At 71.7% G+C, this 18432-nt stretch carries 18 protein-coding genes; 5 read left to right on the forward strand and 13 right to left on the reverse strand.

The genetic code is table 11. The annotated features are described in order from the left end of the window. Position 1 precedes the first annotated feature (1 nt). The 7 genes from ACLF3G_RS06890 to ACLF3G_RS06920 all read right to left on the reverse strand — a co-directional run bounded on the left by ACLF3G_RS06890 (position 2) and on the right by ACLF3G_RS06920 (position 7229). A complete protein-coding gene (locus tag ACLF3G_RS06890) occupies positions 2–1063 on the reverse strand; it encodes a PstS family phosphate ABC transporter substrate-binding protein (RefSeq protein ID WP_430668605.1) in 1062 nt (353 codons plus the stop codon). Beyond that, positions 1060–1941: a hypothetical protein gene (locus tag ACLF3G_RS06895; protein ID WP_430668606.1), complete on the reverse strand. Its 882-nt coding sequence runs from the start codon at positions 1939–1941 to the stop codon at positions 1060–1062. The genes ACLF3G_RS06890 and ACLF3G_RS06895 overlap by 4 nt, the downstream gene beginning before the upstream one ends. A 98-nt stretch (positions 1942–2039) precedes the next feature. Continuing rightward, a complete protein-coding gene (locus tag ACLF3G_RS06900) occupies positions 2040–2906 on the reverse strand; it encodes a sigma-70 family RNA polymerase sigma factor (RefSeq protein ID WP_430668607.1) in 867 nt (288 codons plus the stop codon). A gap of 22 nt (positions 2907–2928) precedes the next feature. Next, positions 2929–3558: a glutathione binding-like protein gene (locus tag ACLF3G_RS06905; RefSeq protein WP_430668608.1), complete on the reverse strand. Its 630-nt coding sequence runs from the start codon at positions 3556–3558 to the stop codon at positions 2929–2931. Beyond that, a complete protein-coding gene (locus ACLF3G_RS06910; RefSeq protein WP_430668609.1) occupies positions 3555–4205 on the reverse strand; it encodes an SDR family oxidoreductase in 651 nt (216 codons plus the stop codon). The genes ACLF3G_RS06905 and ACLF3G_RS06910 overlap by 4 nt, the downstream gene beginning before the upstream one ends. 229 nt (positions 4206–4434) lie before the next feature. Continuing rightward, a complete protein-coding gene (gene hydA / locus ACLF3G_RS06915) occupies positions 4435–5919 on the reverse strand; it encodes a dihydropyrimidinase (RefSeq protein ID WP_430668610.1) in 1485 nt (494 codons plus the stop codon). Between the two features lie 368 nt (positions 5920–6287). Then, positions 6288–7229, reverse strand: coding sequence for a LysR substrate-binding domain-containing protein (locus ACLF3G_RS06920; protein ID WP_430668611.1), 942 nt, complete (start codon positions 7227–7229; stop codon positions 6288–6290). A 142-nt stretch (positions 7230–7371) separates the two neighbouring features. Here ACLF3G_RS06920 and accD point away from each other — a divergent pair, with 142 nt between their 5' ends. From accD to ACLF3G_RS06935, 3 genes are read left to right on the forward strand one after another with little or no spacing between them, the layout of a single operon-like run. Beyond that, the gene (gene accD / locus ACLF3G_RS06925) at positions 7372–8301 is read left to right on the forward strand and encodes an acetyl-CoA carboxylase, carboxyltransferase subunit beta (RefSeq protein WP_430668612.1); all 930 of its coding nucleotides are present in this window, start codon (positions 7372–7374) and stop codon (positions 8299–8301) included. Further along, on the forward strand, positions 8298–9596 hold the full coding sequence (locus ACLF3G_RS06930; RefSeq protein ID WP_430668613.1) for a bifunctional folylpolyglutamate synthase/dihydrofolate synthase: 1299 nt from the start codon (positions 8298–8300) through the stop codon (positions 9594–9596). Before accD ends, ACLF3G_RS06930 begins: the two co-directional genes overlap by 4 nt. Before the next feature lie 48 nt (positions 9597–9644). After that, entirely contained in the window at positions 9645–11348 is a 1704-nt protein-coding gene (locus ACLF3G_RS06935; protein ID WP_430668614.1) for a solute carrier family 23 protein, read from the forward strand. Positions 11349–11441: 93 nt separating this feature from the next. Here the strand turns inward: ACLF3G_RS06935 and ACLF3G_RS06940 are convergent, their stop codons facing one another. Beyond that, positions 11442–12593 carry a PQQ-dependent sugar dehydrogenase gene (locus ACLF3G_RS06940; RefSeq protein WP_430668615.1) on the reverse strand — a complete coding sequence of 384 codons (1152 nt, stop codon included), beginning with the start codon at positions 12591–12593 and terminating at the stop codon, positions 11442–11444. Between the two features lie 58 nt (positions 12594–12651). Continuing rightward, positions 12652–14097, reverse strand: a complete 1446-nt coding sequence (locus ACLF3G_RS06945; RefSeq protein WP_430668616.1) for a mannose-1-phosphate guanylyltransferase/mannose-6-phosphate isomerase — start codon at positions 14095–14097, stop codon at positions 12652–12654. Positions 14098–14281: 184 nt separating this feature from the next. On the opposite strand from ACLF3G_RS06945, the gene trpS reads away from it, so the two are divergent. Continuing rightward, a complete protein-coding gene (gene trpS, locus ACLF3G_RS06950) occupies positions 14282–15283 on the forward strand; it encodes a tryptophan--tRNA ligase (RefSeq protein WP_430668617.1) in 1002 nt (333 codons plus the stop codon). A 3-nt stretch (positions 15284–15286) separates the two neighbouring features. Here trpS and ACLF3G_RS06955 read toward each other — a convergent pair whose 3' ends face one another. Together ACLF3G_RS06955 and ACLF3G_RS06960 are read right to left on the reverse strand one after the other, a co-directional pair. Then, a complete protein-coding gene (locus tag ACLF3G_RS06955) occupies positions 15287–16207 on the reverse strand; it encodes an AEC family transporter (RefSeq protein WP_430668618.1) in 921 nt (306 codons plus the stop codon). Positions 16208–16246: 39 nt separating this feature from the next. Next, complete coding sequence (locus tag ACLF3G_RS06960; RefSeq protein WP_430668619.1) at positions 16247–16831, reverse strand: helix-turn-helix domain-containing protein; 585 nt, start codon at positions 16829–16831, stop codon at positions 16247–16249. 99 nt (positions 16832–16930) lie between these two features. Between ACLF3G_RS06960 and ACLF3G_RS06965 the strand changes: the two genes are divergently transcribed. Continuing rightward, positions 16931–17146, forward strand: coding sequence for a hypothetical protein (locus ACLF3G_RS06965; RefSeq protein WP_430668620.1), 216 nt, complete (start codon positions 16931–16933; stop codon positions 17144–17146). Here ACLF3G_RS06965 and ACLF3G_RS06970 read toward each other — a convergent pair. Further along, positions 17143–17631 (reverse strand): hypothetical protein, encoded by a 489-nt coding sequence (locus tag ACLF3G_RS06970; protein WP_430668621.1) that lies wholly within the window; start codon positions 17629–17631, stop codon positions 17143–17145. The two genes, ACLF3G_RS06965 and ACLF3G_RS06970, sit on opposite strands and share 4 nt — an antisense overlap. Positions 17632–17683: 52 nt before the next feature. Further along, positions 17684–18232: a bactofilin family protein gene (locus ACLF3G_RS06975; protein WP_430668622.1), complete on the reverse strand. Its 549-nt coding sequence runs from the start codon at positions 18230–18232 to the stop codon at positions 17684–17686. Positions 18233–18432: the final 200 nt, after the last annotated feature.

The following is an 18432-nucleotide window of genomic DNA, read 5'->3' on the forward strand; positions in this document are numbered from 1 at the left end:
GTCATCGGGACATCGCGGTCAGGTTGTCGGCGATCCGGCGCTGCGCCGTGCGCTCCGCCGGGCCAAGCGGCACCAGCCCGGTGACGGACAGCGCACCGCCGGGGCCGGTGGAGGATTCCGCCATTGCCTCGTTCAGGAATTCGCGGATGCCGCGCACCACGCCGATGCCTTCCCGCAGCCGCGTGTGCTGCCGCTTGGCGTAGAGGTAGACGGTGCGCGTCGCGACGTAGTCCTGCGCAAAGATCGAAGCCTGCGTCGGCAGCACGCCATCCAGCGCCAGCGCCACCAAATTGCCGCCGCTGGCCAGAAGTTGGTCGTAGGAAATCAGCCCGACGGTGCCGGGCGGGCTGGCCAGCAGCGCCGCCGGAATCTCCGCGCCCTCCATCAGCCGCACGCGGCCATCGTCGCGAAGCGTGATGCATTTGCCACGGCGGTAGCTGGCCTCGAACAGAAGCCGCACCGCCTTCACGTCGCGGCAGCCGCCTTCCAGCACCATGTCCTCGAACAGGCCGGTGGTGCCGTTGCCGGCGGGCGGCATCAGCAGGCGGATCGGCGTCTGCGGCAGCGTGGGCGCAAGGTCGGACCAGTTCGCGGTGCGGTTCGGCACGAACTCTTCCGCCGCCACACGCTCCGCCGCCAGTGCTTCCCAGACCTGGCGCGTCGTCAGGTTCGGCGTCGGCTCGCCGCGCCGCACCGCCAGCACCACGGCGCCGAGGCCGAGCTGCAGTTCCACCACGTCCCGCACGCCGTTAGCCTGGCAGGTGTCCAGCATGCTGCGCGCCATGCGTCGCACGACGATGGCGATATCCGGCGTTTGCGCGCCCAGGCCCGCACAGAACAATTCGAGCGCAGCCGAGGACGGCAGCAGGCGGACCAGCGGTGCCGTGACGCCCTCGTAGCGCTCGGTGAAACCGCTCGCCAGCATCTGCGTCACCGCGGTGGCGGAGCCGGAGCTGATCACGACCAGCCGGTCCCGCATCGCGAGCCCGGTCTGCGCCGCGGCGGTCGATGCCAGTGTCGCCGCCAGTGCGAGGCCGGCCACCAGCCGGCGCAAGGGCTTCATGCCGGACCTCCGATCGCCATCGCTTCGCGCGGCGGGCCCAGCGCGCGCAGCAGCGTTTCCTGCACCGCCTGTTCCACCGCGAGCCGCGCGCGGGCCTGCGCCAGCCAGCCGGCCAGCAGGGGCTGCACCGCGGCATCGAGCGCCCCGGCATCGGCCACCGCACCGGCCAGGTTGCCGCGGCGCAGATGCTCCAGGATGCCGTCCATGGCGCCTTCCAGCAGCCCGGCCGGCGCCGGCCCCGCCAGGCCGAGATTGGCCAGCAGCCCCACCGCCGCGGCCGAGGCCCGGTCCAGCATCGTCTCCGGCCGCGGCGCGCGGGCCAGCAGTTGCGGCGCCAGCACGGCGAAACGCTCGCGCAGCTCGGCCTCCGACGGCAGGCCGCGGGCGGCATGGCTGGCCAGCACCTCGGCCAGCGAGGGTGGCAGCGCGCCGGGCGGGGCGAGGGCTGCCATCGCCTGGTATTCGCGCAGCCACGGCCGCGGCGTGGCGATGCTGGCGCGCAGCAGCAGCGCCGCGACCAGGAACCGCTCGCCCGGCGGGCCACGCTCCGCGACCAGCGTCGCGACACGCTCGGTCGCCGCGACAGCACGCTGCGCCGCGGCCTCCGCCCGGCTGGCCTGCGCGGCGGCGTTGCGCAGCAGCGGGTCGAGCTGTTCGGTGGACGGCAGGCCGGGCGGCGGCAGATTGGCCTGGGCGGCACCGAACGGCCCTGGCCCCAGCAGCGCCAGCCCGGTCGCCGCCAGGGCGAGGCCGGCGACGAAGCCGGTCAGCGGGCCAGGCCTGCGCTTCGGCGCGGACTCCGGTTCAGGCGCCGCCTGGGTCGCGAGCAGCAGGGCGTTGGGGGCTCGCCGCGAGAACGGAATGGTCACGAGGTGCATCGCCTCCGGAGGGGCCGACCTGCGCCGGCCCCCCTGGATTAGCGAAGATTGGTTGTCATTCCGTGAAGCTGCCCTGCCGCAATGCCACGGCACACCGATCAGCGCCCGAGGCTGTCCTGGATGTGGCGCAGCTTGTCGGGGTTGCGCGTCATGTAGATCGCGGTGATCCGGCCATGCTCGATCTCGAGCGCAGTGGTCTGCAGCGTGCCGTTGTGCAGGCTGACGTAGCCGGGCGATCCATCGATCCAGGCCGCACGAAGCAGCGTCTCCACATCGCCGTAGTTCTGGAACAGTCCCTGGTAGAGGCGCAGCGCCCGGTCGATGCCGATGATGGCGTTCGGATAGGACATGACCTTGCCGCCGCCATCGGAGCGGATCGTGACCCCCGCGGCGAGAAGGGCGCGGAGGCTTCCCACATCGCCCGTCCGCGTCGCCTTGAAGAAGGCCATGGCGATGCGCTCGCCCTCCTCCCGCTCCACCGGATAGCGCGGGCGCGCCGCCTGGATGTTGCGCCGCGCCCGGGACGCGAGCTGGCGTACCGCGGCGACATCCCGCCCGAGCGTCGCGGCGATCTCGTCCGCCGGCGTGTCGAACACGTCGTGCAGCAGGAAGGCCGCACGCTCCAGCGGCGAAAGCCGTTCCAGCGCCAGCATCAGCGTGATGGTCAGATTGTCCGCCCGCAGGTCGTCATCCTCCGGCTCCGGCATCGGGTCCGGCAGCCAGCTCCCGACATAGCTCTCGCGCCGGGCACGGGCTGTCTTCATCGCGTCGAGGCAAAGGCGCGTAACGATGCGGCTGAGGAAGGCGGGACCGTCCCGCACCTCCTCCGGTCGCGTGCCCTGCCAGCGCAGCCATGCATCCTGCACGACGTCCTGCGCCTCGGAGATGGAGCTGAGCATGCGGTAGGCCAGGCGCAGCAGCCGCGGCCGCTGCGCCTCGAACAGCCCCGCGGCCTCCGGCGTCATGCCGCGCCCCCCGCCGCGTCACTCATGCGACCCGTCGTCCCGAAAGCAGCCGCTCCTCCGCGCCAAGGCCCTCGGCCCGCATCGCCAGCCGCGTGGCCGGACGATCGCGCATCTCACGTCGTAGCCTGGCCATCGCATCGGGAACCTCCACCTCGAAGCGCTCGGCCCAGAGCAGCATGACGAACAGGTACATGTCGGCGACGGTGGGTTCGTCGCCGAACAGCCAGGTCCCCCGCATGCCGCCGGCCATCAGGGTCAGCAGGCCACAGATCGTCGCCGCCGCCCGCGCCCTCTCCCGCTCGGAGCCGCCGTGCCACATCGGCTTGAAGGCGCGATGCAACTCGGTGGAGATGAAGGCCAGCGCCTCGATCAGCCGGCTGCGGCCGAGCGCACCCGGCGGCGCCAGCCGGGGATACCGCGCCGCCAGGAAATCCAGCACCGCGATATTCTCGGTCAGCAGCTGGCCATCCTCCAGCACCAGCGCGGGGACATAGCGCTTGGCGCTGATGCTGCGGAAGTCGGTGCCCCGCTCGGTCATTCCGGTGCGGAGATCGACGCGTTCCACGCTGAATTCGGCACCGGCTTCGTGCAACGCGATGTGGTCCGCCAGGCTGCAGGCGCCCGGCGCGTAGTACAGCTTCAGCATGCTCATGTCCGGAGCCCGCCGCGCTGCAGGAAGCTCTCGAACGTCGCGCGGCCAAGCCGGGCGGGCCCGGCCGGCACCAACTCGGAATCTTCGAGGACCAGGCCGAAATAGGGCGCCGCCGGATCCGTCCGGACCACCCGCGCATCGCCCGCGGCAGCCAGGAACCGCGCCACCATGCGGTCGAGCGGCGCACGGTCGGGGCCCGCGATCTCGATGCGGCCATCCAGCGGGGCGGCAAGCGCGACATCGGCAACGGCCTCCGCCACGTCGTCCGAGAAGATCGGCTGGATCAGCGCGGATGGCAGCAGCACCTCCTGCCCCTGCGTCGCGGAGCCCGCGATGGCGCCCATGAATTCGAAGAACTGCGTCGACTGGATGATCGAGTGCGGCACGCCCGATGCCTGGATCAGGTCTTCCTGCGCCTGCTTGGCACGGAAGTAGCCGCTGGCCTGCAGCCGGGCGGTGCCGACGACCGAAAGCGCGACATGGTGCCGGACGCCCGCCTTGCGTTCCGCCGCGATCAGGTTGCGGCCGGAGGCCTGGAAGAACGCCATCGCGGCCTCCGCTTCGAAGGAGGGCGAGTTGGAGAGGTCGATGACGATTTCGGCATCGTCCAGCGCCGCCTCCAGTCCGACGCCGCTGGCCGCGTCCACGCCGGTCGAGGGCGCCGCGGCGATGGCCTCATGTCCGCGCGCCCGCAACTGCGAGACGGTCTTTGACCCGATCAGGCCGTCCCGCCGATGACGACGATCTTCATGTCCGTGGCTCCTGGCTTTGCTTCTCCAACAGGACGAGGCAGCCAGGCCGGGTGTGACATGAGGCGGCAGATTTTCGTGCGGCCAGCGGCGGGAGGCGACCCTCGCGCCGTCGACCGCCCGATTCTCAGGCGACTCCGGCCGCGTCGAAGCCGTCCGCCACGCGCCCCGTCGGACGCGCCGCCGCATAGGCGCCGCGGGCGAGAAACCGCCCGCTGCCCGGCTGCGCCAGCACCTCCCCATCCCGCACCGCGACGCGGCCGGCGGCGATGGTGAGGCTGGGGAAACCCTTCACCGAAAAACCTTCCCACGGCGTGTAGTCGATGGCGTGGTGCAGGTCCTCGTTGCGGATCACCCGCTCCGCATCCGGGTCCCACAGCACCAGATCGGCGTCGGCGCCCGGCATCAGGCTGCCCTTGCGACCCTCCAGCCCGAACAGCTTCGCCGCATTGGCGGAACTCAGCCGGACGAAATGCGGCAGGTCGATGCGGCCCTTCGACACGCCTTCGGAAAACAGCACCGGCAGCCGCGTCTCGATGCCCGGCACGCCGTTCGGAATCGCGTTGAAGGCCGGCGTGCCATCCGGCCGCAACCCGGCGCTGCCCATCCCATAGCCGCCGCCACCGGGCGAGCGCTTCGCCGTGGCAAACGAAAAGCCGCAATGGTCGGAGGACACCACGTCCAGGGTGCCATCCAGGATGCGTCGCCAGACCCGCTCATTCTCGCCCTTCTCGCGCAGCGCCGGCGAACACACCGCCTTGGCGCCTGCAAAGTCCGGGCCCTGCAAATCCTCATGCGAATGCGTCAGATATTGCGGGCAGGTCTCACCCCACACCTTCACGCCCCGCGCCCGCGCCCGCGCGATTTCTTCCGCCGCCTCCTCGCAAGATACGTGAAAAATCTGCACCGGCTGGTCCACCAGCTCGGCCAGCGCGATCGCGCGATGCGTCGCCTCGCGCTCCACCACCGGCGGGCGCGACCAGGCGTGCTGCAAGGGGTCGGTCAGCCCGGCGCGCAACAGCGCCTCGATCCGCCAGCCGATCGCCTCGTAGTTCTCGCAATGGATGGTGACGAAAGCCCGGTGCCGCCGCGCCACCGCCAGCACCTCGATCAACTCCCGATCCGTCAGCCGCAGCGGATCATAAGTGAGGAACACCTTCAGGCTGCGCACGCCACGCGCCACCAGCGCCGGAATTTCCCGCCGCAACACATCCGGCGTCGGGTCGGTGATGATCTGGTGGAAGGAATAGTCGCAGCGCGACTGGCTCGCCCGCGCCTCATACCCCGGCGCACTGTCCGCGATGCTGTGGCCCTTCCACTGCGGAAGAAAACAGATGAACGAGGTTGTCCCGCCCGCCAGCGCCGCCGCCGACCCACTGGCGAAACTCTCCTCATGCACGGACCCGTCCTGGCCCAGCTCCTCGATATGGCAATGCGGATCCAGCCCGCCCGGCGTCACCACCATGCCCTTGGCCGAAACCTCCTCCCGCCCCGCCGCCAGCCCGCGCCCGAGGGCGACGATCTGGCCGCCAACGATGCCGATATCGGCCTCCACCACCTCCGCCGCCGTCGCCACGGTGCCACCCCGCACCACCAGATCATACGCCGCCATGCCAAACCCCCACCGCCACCATCGCCCCCACGGTGCGCATCCCGCCCGAGCTTGTCCACCGGAAGCCGCAACGGAAAGGCGGTGGTCCTGGGGCCTTGGCGGCGGAGGTGGCGCGGGCTGCCCGCGGGGAGGGCGCTGCCCTCCCCACACCCCACCTGCCAAGGGGCAGCGGCCCCTTGGAACCCTTTGATTCATGAACAGGATGGGAGAGGGGCGCAGCGGTCGCGCCGGGCAAGCGGTCGCTTCGTGCCCCTCTCCCTTCCTGTTCAAGGTCCTGGCGGTCCAGGTGGCCCTGCCACCTGGTCGGGGGTGCGGGGGGCTGACGCCCCCCGCGAGCCACCCGCGCCGACCACGCCCCGCCAGCGACCCTAGACCGCGCCGTCCGCCGCGGCTTCGGCGAACCGGCTCAGGCGGGTGCGGACGAGGGTTGTGATGGCGTCGAGGGTGGTGCGGCGGGGGAAGGTGGTGCGGAAGGTCAGGTTGATCTGGCGGCCGGTGTTGTTGGTCAGGGGGCGGAGGGTGATGCCGGCGTCGCGGGCCACTCCGGCGGCGAGGCCGGGGATGAGGGTGGTGCCGTAGCCGGCGGCGACCATGTTCATCAGGGTCGCCAGGCTTGAGGCGCGCAGCGCCCCGGCGCGGAGGCCGGGTTGGCCGCAGGCGGCCAGCGCCTGGTCGCGCAGGCAATGTCCGTCGGCCAGCACCAGCACGTCCGGCGCCAGGTCTTCCTCCCGGATGCGGTCCAGTGCGGCCAGGCGGTGGTCGGGCGGCAGGGCGGCGAGGAAGGGTTCGGTGAACAGGTCGTGGGATTCGAGTTCGGGTGTTTCCGGCGCGGTGGCGAGAAGCGCGGCGTCGAGGTCGTGGGTGCGCAGGCGGTCGAGCAGGGCGGTCGTGACGTCCTCCCACGGTTCCACCACCAGGTCGGGCAGCGCGTCGCGCAGCGGGCCGAACACCAGCGGCAGCAGGTAGGGGGCCAGCGTCGGGATGATGCCGAGGCGGAGCCGGCCGCGCAGTGGGTCGCGGGAGGCCTGGGCCAGGGCCAGCATGGCGTCCGCGGCGTCCACTGCAGTGCGGGCGTGGGCGAGAAGGGCTTCGCCGGCGGGGGTGGCGGCGACGGATTTGTTGGTGCGTTCGAACAGCACCACGCCGAGTTCCTCCTCCAGCTTGCGGAGCTGGGTGGACAGGGTGGGCTGGCTGATGTGGCAGAGCTTGGCGGCGCGGCCGAAATGCCGGTGCTCCGCGACGGCGAGCGCGTAGCGCAGGTCGCGCAGGTTCATCGCGGCGTTTCCCCCCTGGTGCGTCTTGTTGTCCATCAGCCTAGCAGGGTTTTTCCCAGGCGCATGATATATCTGGTCTATCGATGCGGTTGACGAGGCTTTGGCCCTGCCCTTGCGCCGCGGCCCCTGTTGCCCCTACCTCCGGTCGGTTTGCGGCGGTGCGTGAGGGTTTGGACCTATGAACTGGATCAGCGACTGGGCGCTGCCGAAGGTAAAGGCGCTGTTCGGCCAGCCGCGGGAGGTGCCGGACAACCTCTGGCACAAATGCCCGGCCTGCGAGCAGATGATCTTCCACCGCGACCTGGAGCGAAACCTGCATGTCTGCACCCATTGCGGCCATCACATGCGGCTATCCGCCGCCGGCCGGGTGAAGGCGACGCTGGACGAGGGCTGGTCGCGGATCGAATTGCCGAAGGTGCCAACCGACCCACTACGCTTCCGCGACCAGCGGAAATACGCGGACCGGTTGAAGGAGGCGCAGCAGAAGGCCGGCATGGATGATGCCGTGCTGGTGGCGCAGGGCAACATCCACGGCCGCCGTGCGGTGGTCGCGGCCTTCGAATTCAGCTTCATGGCGGGGTCGATGGGTGCCGCGGTGGGCGAGGCGCTGGTGACGGCGGCCAAGCTCGCGGTGCTGCAGGACAGCCCGCTGATCGTCTTCACCGCATCGGGCGGTGCCCGCATGCAGGAAGGCGCCGTCAGCCTGATGCAGATGCCGCGCACCGTGATCGCCACGCGCATGGTCAAGGAGGCCGGGCTGCCCTTCATCGTGGTGCTGTGCGACCCGACCACGGGCGGCGTCACCGCCAGCTTCGCCATGCTGGGCGACATCCAGATCGCCGAGCCCAACGCGCTGATCGGCTTCGCCGGCGCCCGCGTCATCGAGCAGACGGTGCGGGAGAAGCTGCCGGAGGGGTTCCAGCGGGCGGAATACCTGTTGGAGCACGGCATCCTCGACATGGTGGTGAAGCGCCACGACATGCGCGACACGCTGGCGCGCACCATTTCCCTCCTGCGGGAGCCAACGCTGCCGGAGGCGCCGGTGGAGGAACTGGTCGCCCTGCCGGCGCCGGAACCCGTGGAAGCCGAGGTCGTGAAGCCCGCGTGACCACGACCACCTCACGCAGCGAGGCCATCATCGACCGGCTGCATGCGCTGCACCCGAAGCTGATCGACCTCAGCCTCGGCCGGCTGCAGCGCTGCCTCGCGGCACTGGATCATCCGGAACGGCGGCTGCCGCCGGTGGTCCATGTGGCCGGCACCAACGGCAAGGGCAGCACCTGCGCCTTCCTGCGCGCCATCGCGGAAGCCGCCGGGCTGCGTGTGCATGTCTACACCAGCCCGCACCTGGTCCGCTTCCATGAGCGCATCCGGCTGGCCGGCGAACTGGTGACCGAGGACGCGCTGGCGGCGGCGCTGGAGCATGTCGAGCGGGTGAACGCCGGCGCGCCGATCACGGTGTTCGAGGTCACCACCGCCGTCGCGCTGCACCTGTTCGCCAGCGTTCCGGCGGACCTGCTGGTGCTGGAGGTTGGGCTTGGGGGGCGGTTCGACGCGACCAACGTGGTGGACCGGCCGGTGGCGACCGCGATCGCCAGCATCTCCATGGACCACATGGATTTCCTGGGGGATTCGCTGGCCGGAATCGCCGGCGAGAAGGCCGGCATCATCAAGCCCGGCGTGACCTGCGCCACCGGTGCGCAGCCGCCGGAGGCGCTTTCCGTTATCGCCGCGGAGGCAGCCGCCCAGGGCGCGAGGTTGCTGGCGCGCGGCCGGGACTGGGACGTGGCGCGGCATGCGGACGGCACGCTGACCTACCGCGACGCGGCCGGAAGTATCGCCCTGCCGCCGCCGGGGCTCGCCGGACCGCACCAATCCGACAATGCCGGCATCGCCATCGCGGCGCTGCGCGCCTGGAATCCCGCCTGGCTGACGGAGGCCGCGATCCGCGCCGGCATCGCCCAGGCGAAGTGGCCGGCCCGCATGCAGCGCCTCGGCGGGCGCCTCGCGGGGATGCTGCCGGCGGGGTGGGAGCTGTGGCTGGATGGCGGCCACAATGCCGGGGCCGGCGTTGCGGTCGGTCGGCACATCCGGGAGAATTTCGGCGACCGGCCGCTGCATGTGCTGGTCGGCATGAAGGCCGGCAAGCAGGTGCCGCAATTCCTCGCCCCGATCATCCCGGCCGCGACCAGCCTCTGGGCGGTGGCGGAGCCGGGGCAGCATCTGGCGATGCCGGTCGAGGGCATCGTCGCCGCCAGCGGCGGCGCGGCGCGGGCCGGCGGCACGGTGGAACAGGCCCTGGCGGCGCTGCCACGGGAGGGCCCGCCCGCCCGGGTGCTGATCTGCGGCAGCCTGTACCTGGCGGGCGAGGTTCTGAAACGGGACGGTTCTCCCCTGGCGTAAGCCGGCACATTGCGGCATGCAGTTCGCAACCGGCGCGTGCAGGATACAATGAGCATCGAAACGACCGCCGGCCCGCGCTGGCCCCTGCACAGTGCGCCGCCGCCCGGCGTGCTGTGGCCGGCGGCGTTGCAGCATGTCGGGCTCGGCTCCGTCACGCTGGTTTTTCCGCTGCTGGTCGCCGACACGGCGGGCGTCGATGGCGCGACGGTCTCCGGCTACCTGTCGCTGGCCATGCTGGCGCTCGGCATCGCCACGCTGCTGCAGGCCTGGGGCCGGCATGGCATCGGCTCCGGCTACCTGCTGCCGGCGGTGTTCACCGCCATCTACCTGCCGCCCAGCTTCATCGCCGCGCAGCAGGGCGGCATCGCGGCCGTTTCGGCACTGACCATGGTGGCGGGGGCGACGCAGATCCTGTTGTCCTTCGCCGTGCGCCGCCTGCGGCCCTGGCTGCCGACGGAGCTGGTGGGCCTGGTGGTGCTGATGATTGGCATCGGGCTCGGCCTGCTGGCGCTGCGGCTGATGCTCGGCTTCGGGCCGGGGCTGGACCGCGGCACGGATGACCGGCCGGCGACAGCCGTCGCGCTGGCGGTCATCATCGGCCTCAGCGTCTGGGGCGGGCCGCGGCTGCGGCCGGTGGCGGTGCTGGCCGGGCTGGTGCTGGGTTTCTGCTTGCATGCGGGGCGGGTGATGCTGGCGGGCGGGACACTGCTGCCCGTGCCGGTGGCCTGGCAGCTACCAGCCTGGCCGCTGGCAGTGCCGAGCCTGGAATGGGCGCTGGTGCCGGGCTTCGCGATTGGGGCGCTGGCCTGCCTGGTGCGGGTCTGCGGCGATGTCGTGGCCTGCCAGCGGGCGAACGACCCGGCCTGGCGCCGCCCGGATTTCGGGCCGATGCGGGCCGGGGCGCTGGCGGATGGGATCGGCACCTTCATCGCTGGCGGGCTCGGCCTGCCGGGGACCAACAGCTACACGGCGAGCGTCGGGCTTTCGATCGCGACCGGCGTCGCGGCGCGGCGGGTCGCGCTGGCGGTGGGGGCGCTGTGGATCGGCCTCGCGCTGGTGCCGGGCTCGGCGGCGGTGGTGTTGGCGGTGCCGCACGGCGTGCTGGGCGCGGCGCTGTTCTTCGCCGCCGCCTTCATCGTCGCCACCGGCATGGGCATCGTCACGCAGCGGCTGATGGATGCGCGGCGCACGCTGGTGGTGGGCGCGGCGCTGGTCATCGGACTGTCCTACGACGCGGCGCCGCAGATCTTCTCCAGCATGCCGGCGGGACTCCGGCTGCTGGTTTCCTCATCCCTCGTACTGGCGATGGTGGCGGCGCTGCTGCTGGTCGCCGCCTTCCGCATCGGCACCGCCCGCCAGCGCCGCCTGTCCTGGCAGCCGGCGGATGGCGCGGAGGCGTTGCAGGCCTTCGCCCGCCAATCCGGCGCCGAGTGGGGTGCACGGGCGGAGGTGGTGGCGCGGCTGGAGGCGGCGCTGGAGGAAGTCGCCGCCGCCCTGCCCGGGGTCCTTGCCCCGCGCGGGACGCTGGAGCTTTCGGCCCGCTTCGACGAATTCAACCTCGACGCCGTGCTGCGCTGGCCGGGCGAGCCGCTGCTGCCCGCCGATGGCACACCGCCCAGCCTGGAGGCGGCGGAGGATGCCGCGCTCGCCGCCCGCCTCGCCGCCATGCTGCTGCGCCGGTCGGCGGACCGGGTGGCGGAGATCGTGCTGCCGGATGGCCGGCACGAACTGCGGCTGCACTACGATCATTGATACTGCCCGGCAACGACGCCCCCGGTACGAGGCGGAGTGCGTCGCGAGCCCCCCCCCCTCACCCAACCATCTCCCCCGACCGGAGAAGACGGCTCAGGGGGGTGCCAGCCGCAGGATGCGGCCGCTGGCCTCGTCGGTCAGCACCAGCACCGCGCCATCCTGCGCCACCAGCACGTCCCGCATGCGGATGCGGCGGTCGAACAGCAGGCGTTCCTCGGCCACCACGCGGTCGCCCTCCGTCGTCAGCCGCACCAGACCCGGCGCGTTCAGCGCGGCGACGAACAGGCTGCGCTGCCAGCCGGGAAACGCCTGGCCATTGTAGAAGGCGATGCCGGAGGGGCTGACCACCGGGGTCCAGACATGGATGGGGTCCACCATGCCGGGTGCCGATTGCCGGTCGCTGATCTGGGTGCCGCTGTAGTTCACGCCATGCGTCACGACTGGCCAGCCGTAATTGGCGCCTGGGCGGACGATGTTGATCTCATCGCCTCCGCGCGGCCCGTACTCGGAGGACCACAGGCTGCCGGTCCAGGGATTGAAGGCCAAGCCTTGCGGATGCCGGTGCCCGTAGGAGAACACTTCAGCCCGCGCGCCGGCCTGCCCAGCAAAGGGATTGTCCTGCTGCGGCCTTCCCTCGCGGTCAACTCGTAAGATCTTGCCGGCGAGGTCGTCCAGCCGCTGGGCGCGCATGCGATCCACGTTGCGGTCGCCGGTGGACAGGAAAACCCGGCCATCCGGGCCGAAGGCGATGCGGCAGCCATAGTGCTGGCGGCCGGAGGATTGCGCCGGCGTCGCGTCCAGCAGCGGCGTCACCGCCTCCAGCGCCGTGCCGTCCGCGGACAGGCGTGCGCGCACCAGCCGGGTCAGCGCGCCGCCCTGCACCAGCATGGCCTGGCAGAGGAACACCTCCCGCGTCCGGTCGAACTCCGGTGCTGTGGCGACGTCCAGCAGCCCGCCCTGGCTCGCCGCCTCCACATCCGGCACGCCGCGCAGCGGCGCGGAGACGGCGCCATCGCGCCCGACCAGGCGCAGCCGGCCGACGCGTTCCGTCACCAGCAGCCTGCCATCCGGCAGCAATGCCGCGCCCCAGGGCCGTTCCAGGCCAGTGGCGAAGGTGGTCAGCCGGAAGCTTTCGCGTTCCGAGCGGACCACCTCCCCCTCCTGCGCGCGGGCGGGGGCCAGTCCCAGCAGGGGCAGCAGGGCGAGCGCGAGGCCCAGGGAGCGTCGGGGTGTGCGTCGGGTCATGCGCGTCATCTGGGTCGCCCCGCGCCAGCCGCCAGACGCACGCCGCCTCACGCCCGTGTCAGGCGCGGCCGTAGGTATCCTCCAGGCGGACGATGTCGTCCTCCCCGAGGTACGACCCGGACTGCACCTCGATCAGGGTCAGCGGGATCATGCCGGGGTTCTCCAGCCGGTGCACGCAGCCGAGCGGCAGGTACACGCTCTCGTTCTCCCGCAGCAGAATGCGCTCGCCATCGCGCTCGACGATCGCGGTGCCAGCCACCACCACCCAATGCTCCGCCCGGTGGTAGTGCTTCTGCAGGCTCAGCTTGCTGCCCGGCCGCACCGTGATCCGCTTCACCTGGAACCGCTCGCCCAGCGCCACGCCTTCGTAGGCGCCCCAGGGGCGGTAGACGCGGCGGTGTTCGGTCGCCTCCTTGCGGCGCGCCGCCTTCAGCTGCTCCACCATCTTCTTGACGTCCTGCGCGCGGTCGCGGTGGCAGGCCAGCACCGCATCGTCCGTCACCACCAGCACCACGTCATCCAGCCCGACCACCGCGGTCAGGATCCCTTCCGACCGCACGTAGCAGCGCCGCGCGCCGAGCAGCGCGGTGGGGCCGGTGGTCGCGTTGCCCTCGGCGTCCTTCGGCGCGATCTCCCATAGCGAGGACCAGCTGCCGACATCGGACCAGCCGGGCTCGCAGGGCACCACGGCGGCCAGGCCGGTGCGTTCCATCACCGCCGTGTCGATCGATACCGACGGCGCGGCGGCGAAACCGGCCCCGAGGCGGACGAAGCCGAGGTCGCGTGTGCCCTCCGCCACCGCGGCGCGGGCCGCCGCAAGCACCTCGGGCGCATGCGCCTGCAATTCCGCCAGAAGCGTGCCGGCGGTGGCGACGAACATGCCGCTGTTCCACAGGTGCCGGCCGCCGGCGAGGAAGGCCGCGGCGGTGGCCGCATCCGGCTTTTCGACGAAGCGGGCGATCTCCCGTGCGCCCTCGGCACCGGCCAGCGGACCACCGGCCTCGATGTAGCCATAGCCGGTCTCGGGCGCGGTCGGACGGATGCCGAAGGTGGCGATGCGGCCAGTGCGGGCGGCCGCGGCGGCGACGGCCAGCGCGCGCAGCAGCGCCTGCACGTCCTGCACGGCGGCGTCGGCGGCCATGATCCACAGCACGGCATCCGGCTGTTCCTCGCCCACCAGCACGGCGGCGGCGGCGATGGCAGCGGCGCTGTTGCGCGCCTCCGGCTCAAGGATGATGCGCGGATCGGCGATGCCGGCCTCGCGCAGCTGCTCGGCCACCAGGAAGCGATGCGCCTCCCCGCTCACCACCACGGGCGGGGCGAAGCCGGGACCGCGGGCGCGCTCGGCGGCGTCCTGCAGCATGGTCCGCGATACATCGGCACCTGGGACCAGGGGCCAGAACTGCTTCGGATACCCCTCCCGCGACAGCGGCCAGAGGCGGCTGCCGGTGCCGCCGCACAGGATCACAGGGACGATGGGATCGGTCGGGAGGGGAGGGGTCACGGGCGGGTCCAGGACGAGAGGAGCGACGGGTTCGGCCGGCGGAGGAACCAGCCGGGCGGCATACTACAGCGCAAGCGTGGCGCAGGTATGTCGCAGCGTTGCGCGAAGGGAAAGGGCGCGCCGCCTTGACGTCGCCGACGGTCCCGGCACAAGGGTGCCGGACCTTGCAGATTGGCCTGACCCGATGACCCGCGTCTTCTCCGGCATCCAGCCCTCCGGCGTGCCGACCCTCGGCAACTACCTCGGCGCCATCCGCAACTGGGTGCCGATGCAGGACACGCATGAAACGATCTTCTGCGTCGTCGACCTGCACGCCATCACGGTCTGGCAGGACCCGAAGGAACTGGCCCGGCAGACACGGGAGATGGCGGCGGCGCTGATTGCCTGCGGGCTGGATCCGAACCGCTGCACGCTGTTCATCCAGTCCCATGTCCATGCCCATGCGCGGCTGGCCTGGATCTTCAACTGCGTGGCCAGGCTGGGCTGGCTGAACCGGATGACGCAGTTCAAGGACAAGGCGGGCAAGGACCGGGAGGCCGCCAGTGCCGGGCTGTACGTCTATCCGAACCTGATGGCCGCCGACATCCTGACCTACCACGCGACCCAGGTGCCGGTCGGCGACGACCAGCGCCAGCACCTGGAACTGGCCAACGACATCGCCCAGAAGTTCAACCACGACTACGAAGTCGATTTCTTCCCGAAGATCGAGCCGCTGATCCAGGGCGTCGCCGCGCGGGTGATGTCGCTGCGCGACGGCACGAAGAAGATGTCGAAGTCGGATGCTTCCGACCAGTCGCGCATCAACCTGACCGACGACCACGACACCATCGCCCTGAAGATCCGCAAGGCGAGGACGGATGCGGAGCCGCTGCCGGAGCATGTCTCGGGCCTGGAGGGACGGGCGGAGGCGCGCAACCTGGTCGGCATCCTCGCCGCCATCACCGGCACGTTGCCGGAGAACGTGCTGCGGGAACATAGCGGCAAGGGCTTCGGCGCCTTCAAGGAAGTCCTGGTGGCCGCCCTGATCGGCCACCTCGACCCGATCCGCCGCGAGATGTCGCGGCTGCTGGACGACCCCGCGGCCCTGGATGCGCAGCTTAGACTCGGCGCCGACCGGGCGGAGGCGATCGCCGCGCCGATCTGCGCGCGGGCGGAGGAGATTGTCGGCTTCCTGCCGCGGCGGTAGCCGCTACATCCGGTTACCGAGGAACCACACCCAGATCGGCAAGGTCAGCACGGACAGCACGTGCTCGCTGGTGGTGATGGAGGCCATCAGCGGCGCATCGCCGCCCATGGCACGTGCCATCACATAGCTCGTCGCCGCGGTGGGCAGCGCCATCAGCATCACGCAGATGGCGGTGGGCAGCGGGCCCAGCCCCACCGCCAGCGCGATTCCCAGCGTTGCCAGCGGCATCAGCACCAGCTTCAGCACCGCCGTCGCCAGTTGCACCAGCGGCCGGTCGCCGAGGCCGCGCAAGGTCAGCGCCGCGCCGACGCACAGCAGTCCGAGCGCCACCGAGGCCTGGCCCAGTGCGCGCACCATCGGCGACAGCCCAGCCGGCAGCCCGCCCGCCAGCGATACCGCGAAGCCGAGCGCGCAGGCGATGATGAGCGGGTTCAGCAGCACCTGGCGCAGCAGCCGCAGCGGGCGGATGCGCCCCGCGGCCCCCATGGCGAAGGCGATGGTGGAGATGGTCTGCACCATTGGCACGATCAGCCCAGTGCAGATGGCGCACAGCGCGATGCCGGCCGGACCCCAGATCGCGCCAGCGATGGCGAAGCCCATCAGGTTGTTGAAGCGGATGCCTCCCTGCAGGATGGAGGTCATCGCCGGATGCCCGGCGCCGAGCGCGCGGGCCAGCAACAGCGATACCGCGGTGCCGGCCAGCAGCGCGCCCCAGATCGCCCCGGCCAGCCCACCCACCGGCAGATCCGCCAGCCGCATCCCGGACAGGGCGTTGACGATCAGGCTGGGCAGCAGCACCCAGAAGACCAGCTTCTCGATTCCGGCCCAGACCGCATCGTCGCGCAGCAGCTTCTGCCGCAGCAGCGCGCCGAGGCCGAGCAGGCCGAAGACCGGCACGAAGGCATCGAGCCAGGCGGACATCATGGAGAAGAATACACCATCCCGCCCATCCTGGCCGCCAACTCAGCGCCGCGCCACCACCACCAGGTAGTGGCAGGCCTGCGTCGCGGAGGGGTTTTCGTACAGGCAATCCGCGGGAGGGCCGAGCGCAAGGCAGTCGCCCGGTGCCAGGTCATGCGTCACCGCGCCCTCATGGAACCGCAGCGCCCCCTCCAGCAGCCAGATGCACTGCCCGCGCAGCAGCGCGTAGGAGGCTGCCGGGTAGGGCACCCGCGCCGCCGGCGGCAGTTCCACCCGCACCACCTCCGGCTCCGCGCCAGGCGGCGAGACCATGCGCCGCAGATAACCGGAGCCGGGGTCGCGCCACAGCGCCTGGTCGGCACGCCGCGCGACGACGCCACCACCGGGCGCCGCCTCGGCGCGGGCCAGCAGCGCCGAAAGGGTGAGGCCGAAGGGGCCGGACAGGCGGCCGAGCAGGGCGGCGGTGGGGCTGGCCTCCGCGCGTTCCACCTTGGAGATCATGGCACGGGAGACGCCGGAGCGTTCGGCCAGCTCGGCGATGGTCCAGCCGCGCGCCTCCCGTTCCGCCCGCAGGCGTGCGGCGAGACGGGCGGCGGCGGCATCGGGCGCTTCGGCTTCGTCTTGCATGATGGATTTCTGTCTATCATAGTTTCCGTGGATTGACCGCGGAGGCTGCATGTCCTTCCCACGACGCCGGCCCTCGGCACCCGATGCTCCCGGTGCGGCATGAGCGCCCCGCCCGGCCACAATGGCGGCCCGCCGCTGGAAAACCCGGACCCGGAGGAAGGCTGGCGGCTGCATTGTTGGCGCCGCGCCCACAAGGCCGCCTGGAAAAATCCGGGCCGGGAGATCGTGCTGCGCCGCCTGGCGCGGGCCGAGGAGCTGGGCATGAGCTACCGCGACTACACGCGGGAGATCCTGGAACGCGGGCGGTATCTTTAGGTGGCGGGCGCGCCGCCGCGGGCGATGTCCCGCAGGCAGGCGGTCTCGCCACGCCGCGCCGTGCCGACGGCACGGGCCGCCGCGAAGGCGACTCGCAGGCCGCCGCCGGGTGCCTCGTCGCGGTATAACACCAGGTCCAGGTGGCATTGCTCCGCCTGGTAGTGCCAGATCTCGGCACTGCCTTCCTCCCGCCGCAGCCGCGGTTCGCCGAACCAGGACGTCACGGCGGCGGGGCCGTGGCCGACAACCTGGCCGGCCATGGCGGGCAGGCTGCCGCCCAACTGTGCGACGGGCGGATGTCCCGCCGCCGCAGGTCGCGCCGCCGAACCCTCTCCACCCGCCGCCGCGGGGTGCGGCGAGATGCCGGACAGGCTGGCCTGGTGTGAGGCCAGCGCCTCCTGCAGCAGAAGCGCCGGATCAGCCGGGTCCTGCGTCGCGCAGGCGGCCAGCAGGCTCAGCGGCAGCAGGAGGGCGCGGAAGCGCATGCGGTGGTGCAGCAGGCGGCGCCGGCAGGGTGCCGGGCGCCGCGCGGCCGCATCAGCCCTCGGCGTAGGCGCGCGGCGCCGGGCCAGGGGCGACCTGGGCGTCGCCCAGCATCTCCATCTTGCCCGAGATCTGGCCGCCATCCTCGACCATCAGGCGGCGGCAGCGCGCGACGCCGATGACGCGGCCGGTGCCGCGGATGACAAGCTGGCCACGCGCGGTCAGGGTGCCGTCGAAGGTGCCGGCGATCTCGGCGTCCTCCACCTGGACCTCGCCCTTGAAGACGCCTGTCTGGCTGATGGAGAGCTCCGTCGCCTGGATCATCTGGCTCTCGACCGTGCCTTCCACCACCAGGCGCTCGGCATCGGCCACCGTGCCCTGCAGGCTGATGCCGCGGCCGACGACCAGGGTGCGACGCTCCGGCGCAGCGGGGCGCGGCGTCGGCATGGTCGGCGCGCCGGGCATCGGGCCCTGGGGGTTGCCCATCGGGTTGCCCATGGGACCGCCCATCTGGCCCCCCATCTGGGGCGGCCGCGGCGGGATGGCGGTGCCGGCGGGCGGCGTCGGCATGGTCGGCGTTGGCGGCTTCGGGGCGAGGCTCATGGTGGAGGCATCCCTGGTGGGTCGGAGAAAGGTGGCGCCGGGATCGGGGTCGCGGCTGGTGGGCACGATGACGGATCTGGCGTCCGAGCCGGGCTCGTGGCGAGGATCGGGCTGAGGTTCCGCGTTGGGCGCGTCGGGTCGTTCTTCGCGGCGACGGCCGAAGACATTCATCATCGTCCCCCTTCAAAGCCCCCTGCAAC

It is taken from the genome of Falsiroseomonas sp. HC035 (genome assembly GCF_050563525.1).
GTDB lineage: Bacteria > Pseudomonadota > Alphaproteobacteria > Acetobacterales > Acetobacteraceae > Falsiroseomonas.

Coding starts and splice junctions, on each gene's coding strand:
- ACLF3G_RS06920 (WP_430668611.1), bottom strand. CDS start 7,229: ATGGACAACAAGACGCACCAGGGGGGAAACGCCGCGATGAACCTGCGC.
- accD (WP_430668612.1), top strand. CDS start 7,372: ATGAACTGGATCAGCGACTGGGCGCTGCCGAAGGTAAAGGCGCTGTTC.
- ACLF3G_RS06905 (WP_430668608.1), bottom strand. CDS start 3,558: ATGAGCATGCTGAAGCTGTACTACGCGCCGGGCGCCTGCAGCCTGGCG.
- ACLF3G_RS06890 (WP_430668605.1), bottom strand. CDS start 1,063: ATGAAGCCCTTGCGCCGGCTGGTGGCCGGCCTCGCACTGGCGGCGACA.
- ACLF3G_RS06970 (WP_430668621.1), bottom strand. CDS start 17,631: ATGCGCTTCCGCGCCCTCCTGCTGCCGCTGAGCCTGCTGGCCGCCTGC.
- trpS (WP_430668617.1), top strand. CDS start 14,282: ATGACCCGCGTCTTCTCCGGCATCCAGCCCTCCGGCGTGCCGACCCTC.
- ACLF3G_RS06960 (WP_430668619.1), bottom strand. CDS start 16,831: ATGCAAGACGAAGCCGAAGCGCCCGATGCCGCCGCCGCCCGTCTCGCC.
- ACLF3G_RS06965 (WP_430668620.1), top strand. CDS start 16,931: ATGAGCGCCCCGCCCGGCCACAATGGCGGCCCGCCGCTGGAAAACCCG.
- ACLF3G_RS06935 (WP_430668614.1), top strand. CDS start 9,645: ATGAGCATCGAAACGACCGCCGGCCCGCGCTGGCCCCTGCACAGTGCG.
- ACLF3G_RS06975 (WP_430668622.1), bottom strand. CDS start 18,232: ATGAGCCTCGCCCCGAAGCCGCCAACGCCGACCATGCCGACGCCGCCC.
- ACLF3G_RS06940 (WP_430668615.1), bottom strand. CDS start 12,593: ATGACCCGACGCACACCCCGACGCTCCCTGGGCCTCGCGCTCGCCCTG.
- hydA (WP_430668610.1), bottom strand. CDS start 5,919: ATGGCGGCGTATGATCTGGTGGTGCGGGGTGGCACCGTGGCGACGGCG.
- ACLF3G_RS06955 (WP_430668618.1), bottom strand. CDS start 16,207: ATGATGTCCGCCTGGCTCGATGCCTTCGTGCCGGTCTTCGGCCTGCTC.
- ACLF3G_RS06900 (WP_430668607.1), bottom strand. CDS start 2,906: ATGACGCCGGAGGCCGCGGGGCTGTTCGAGGCGCAGCGGCCGCGGCTG.
- ACLF3G_RS06895 (WP_430668606.1), bottom strand. CDS start 1,941: ATGCACCTCGTGACCATTCCGTTCTCGCGGCGAGCCCCCAACGCCCTG.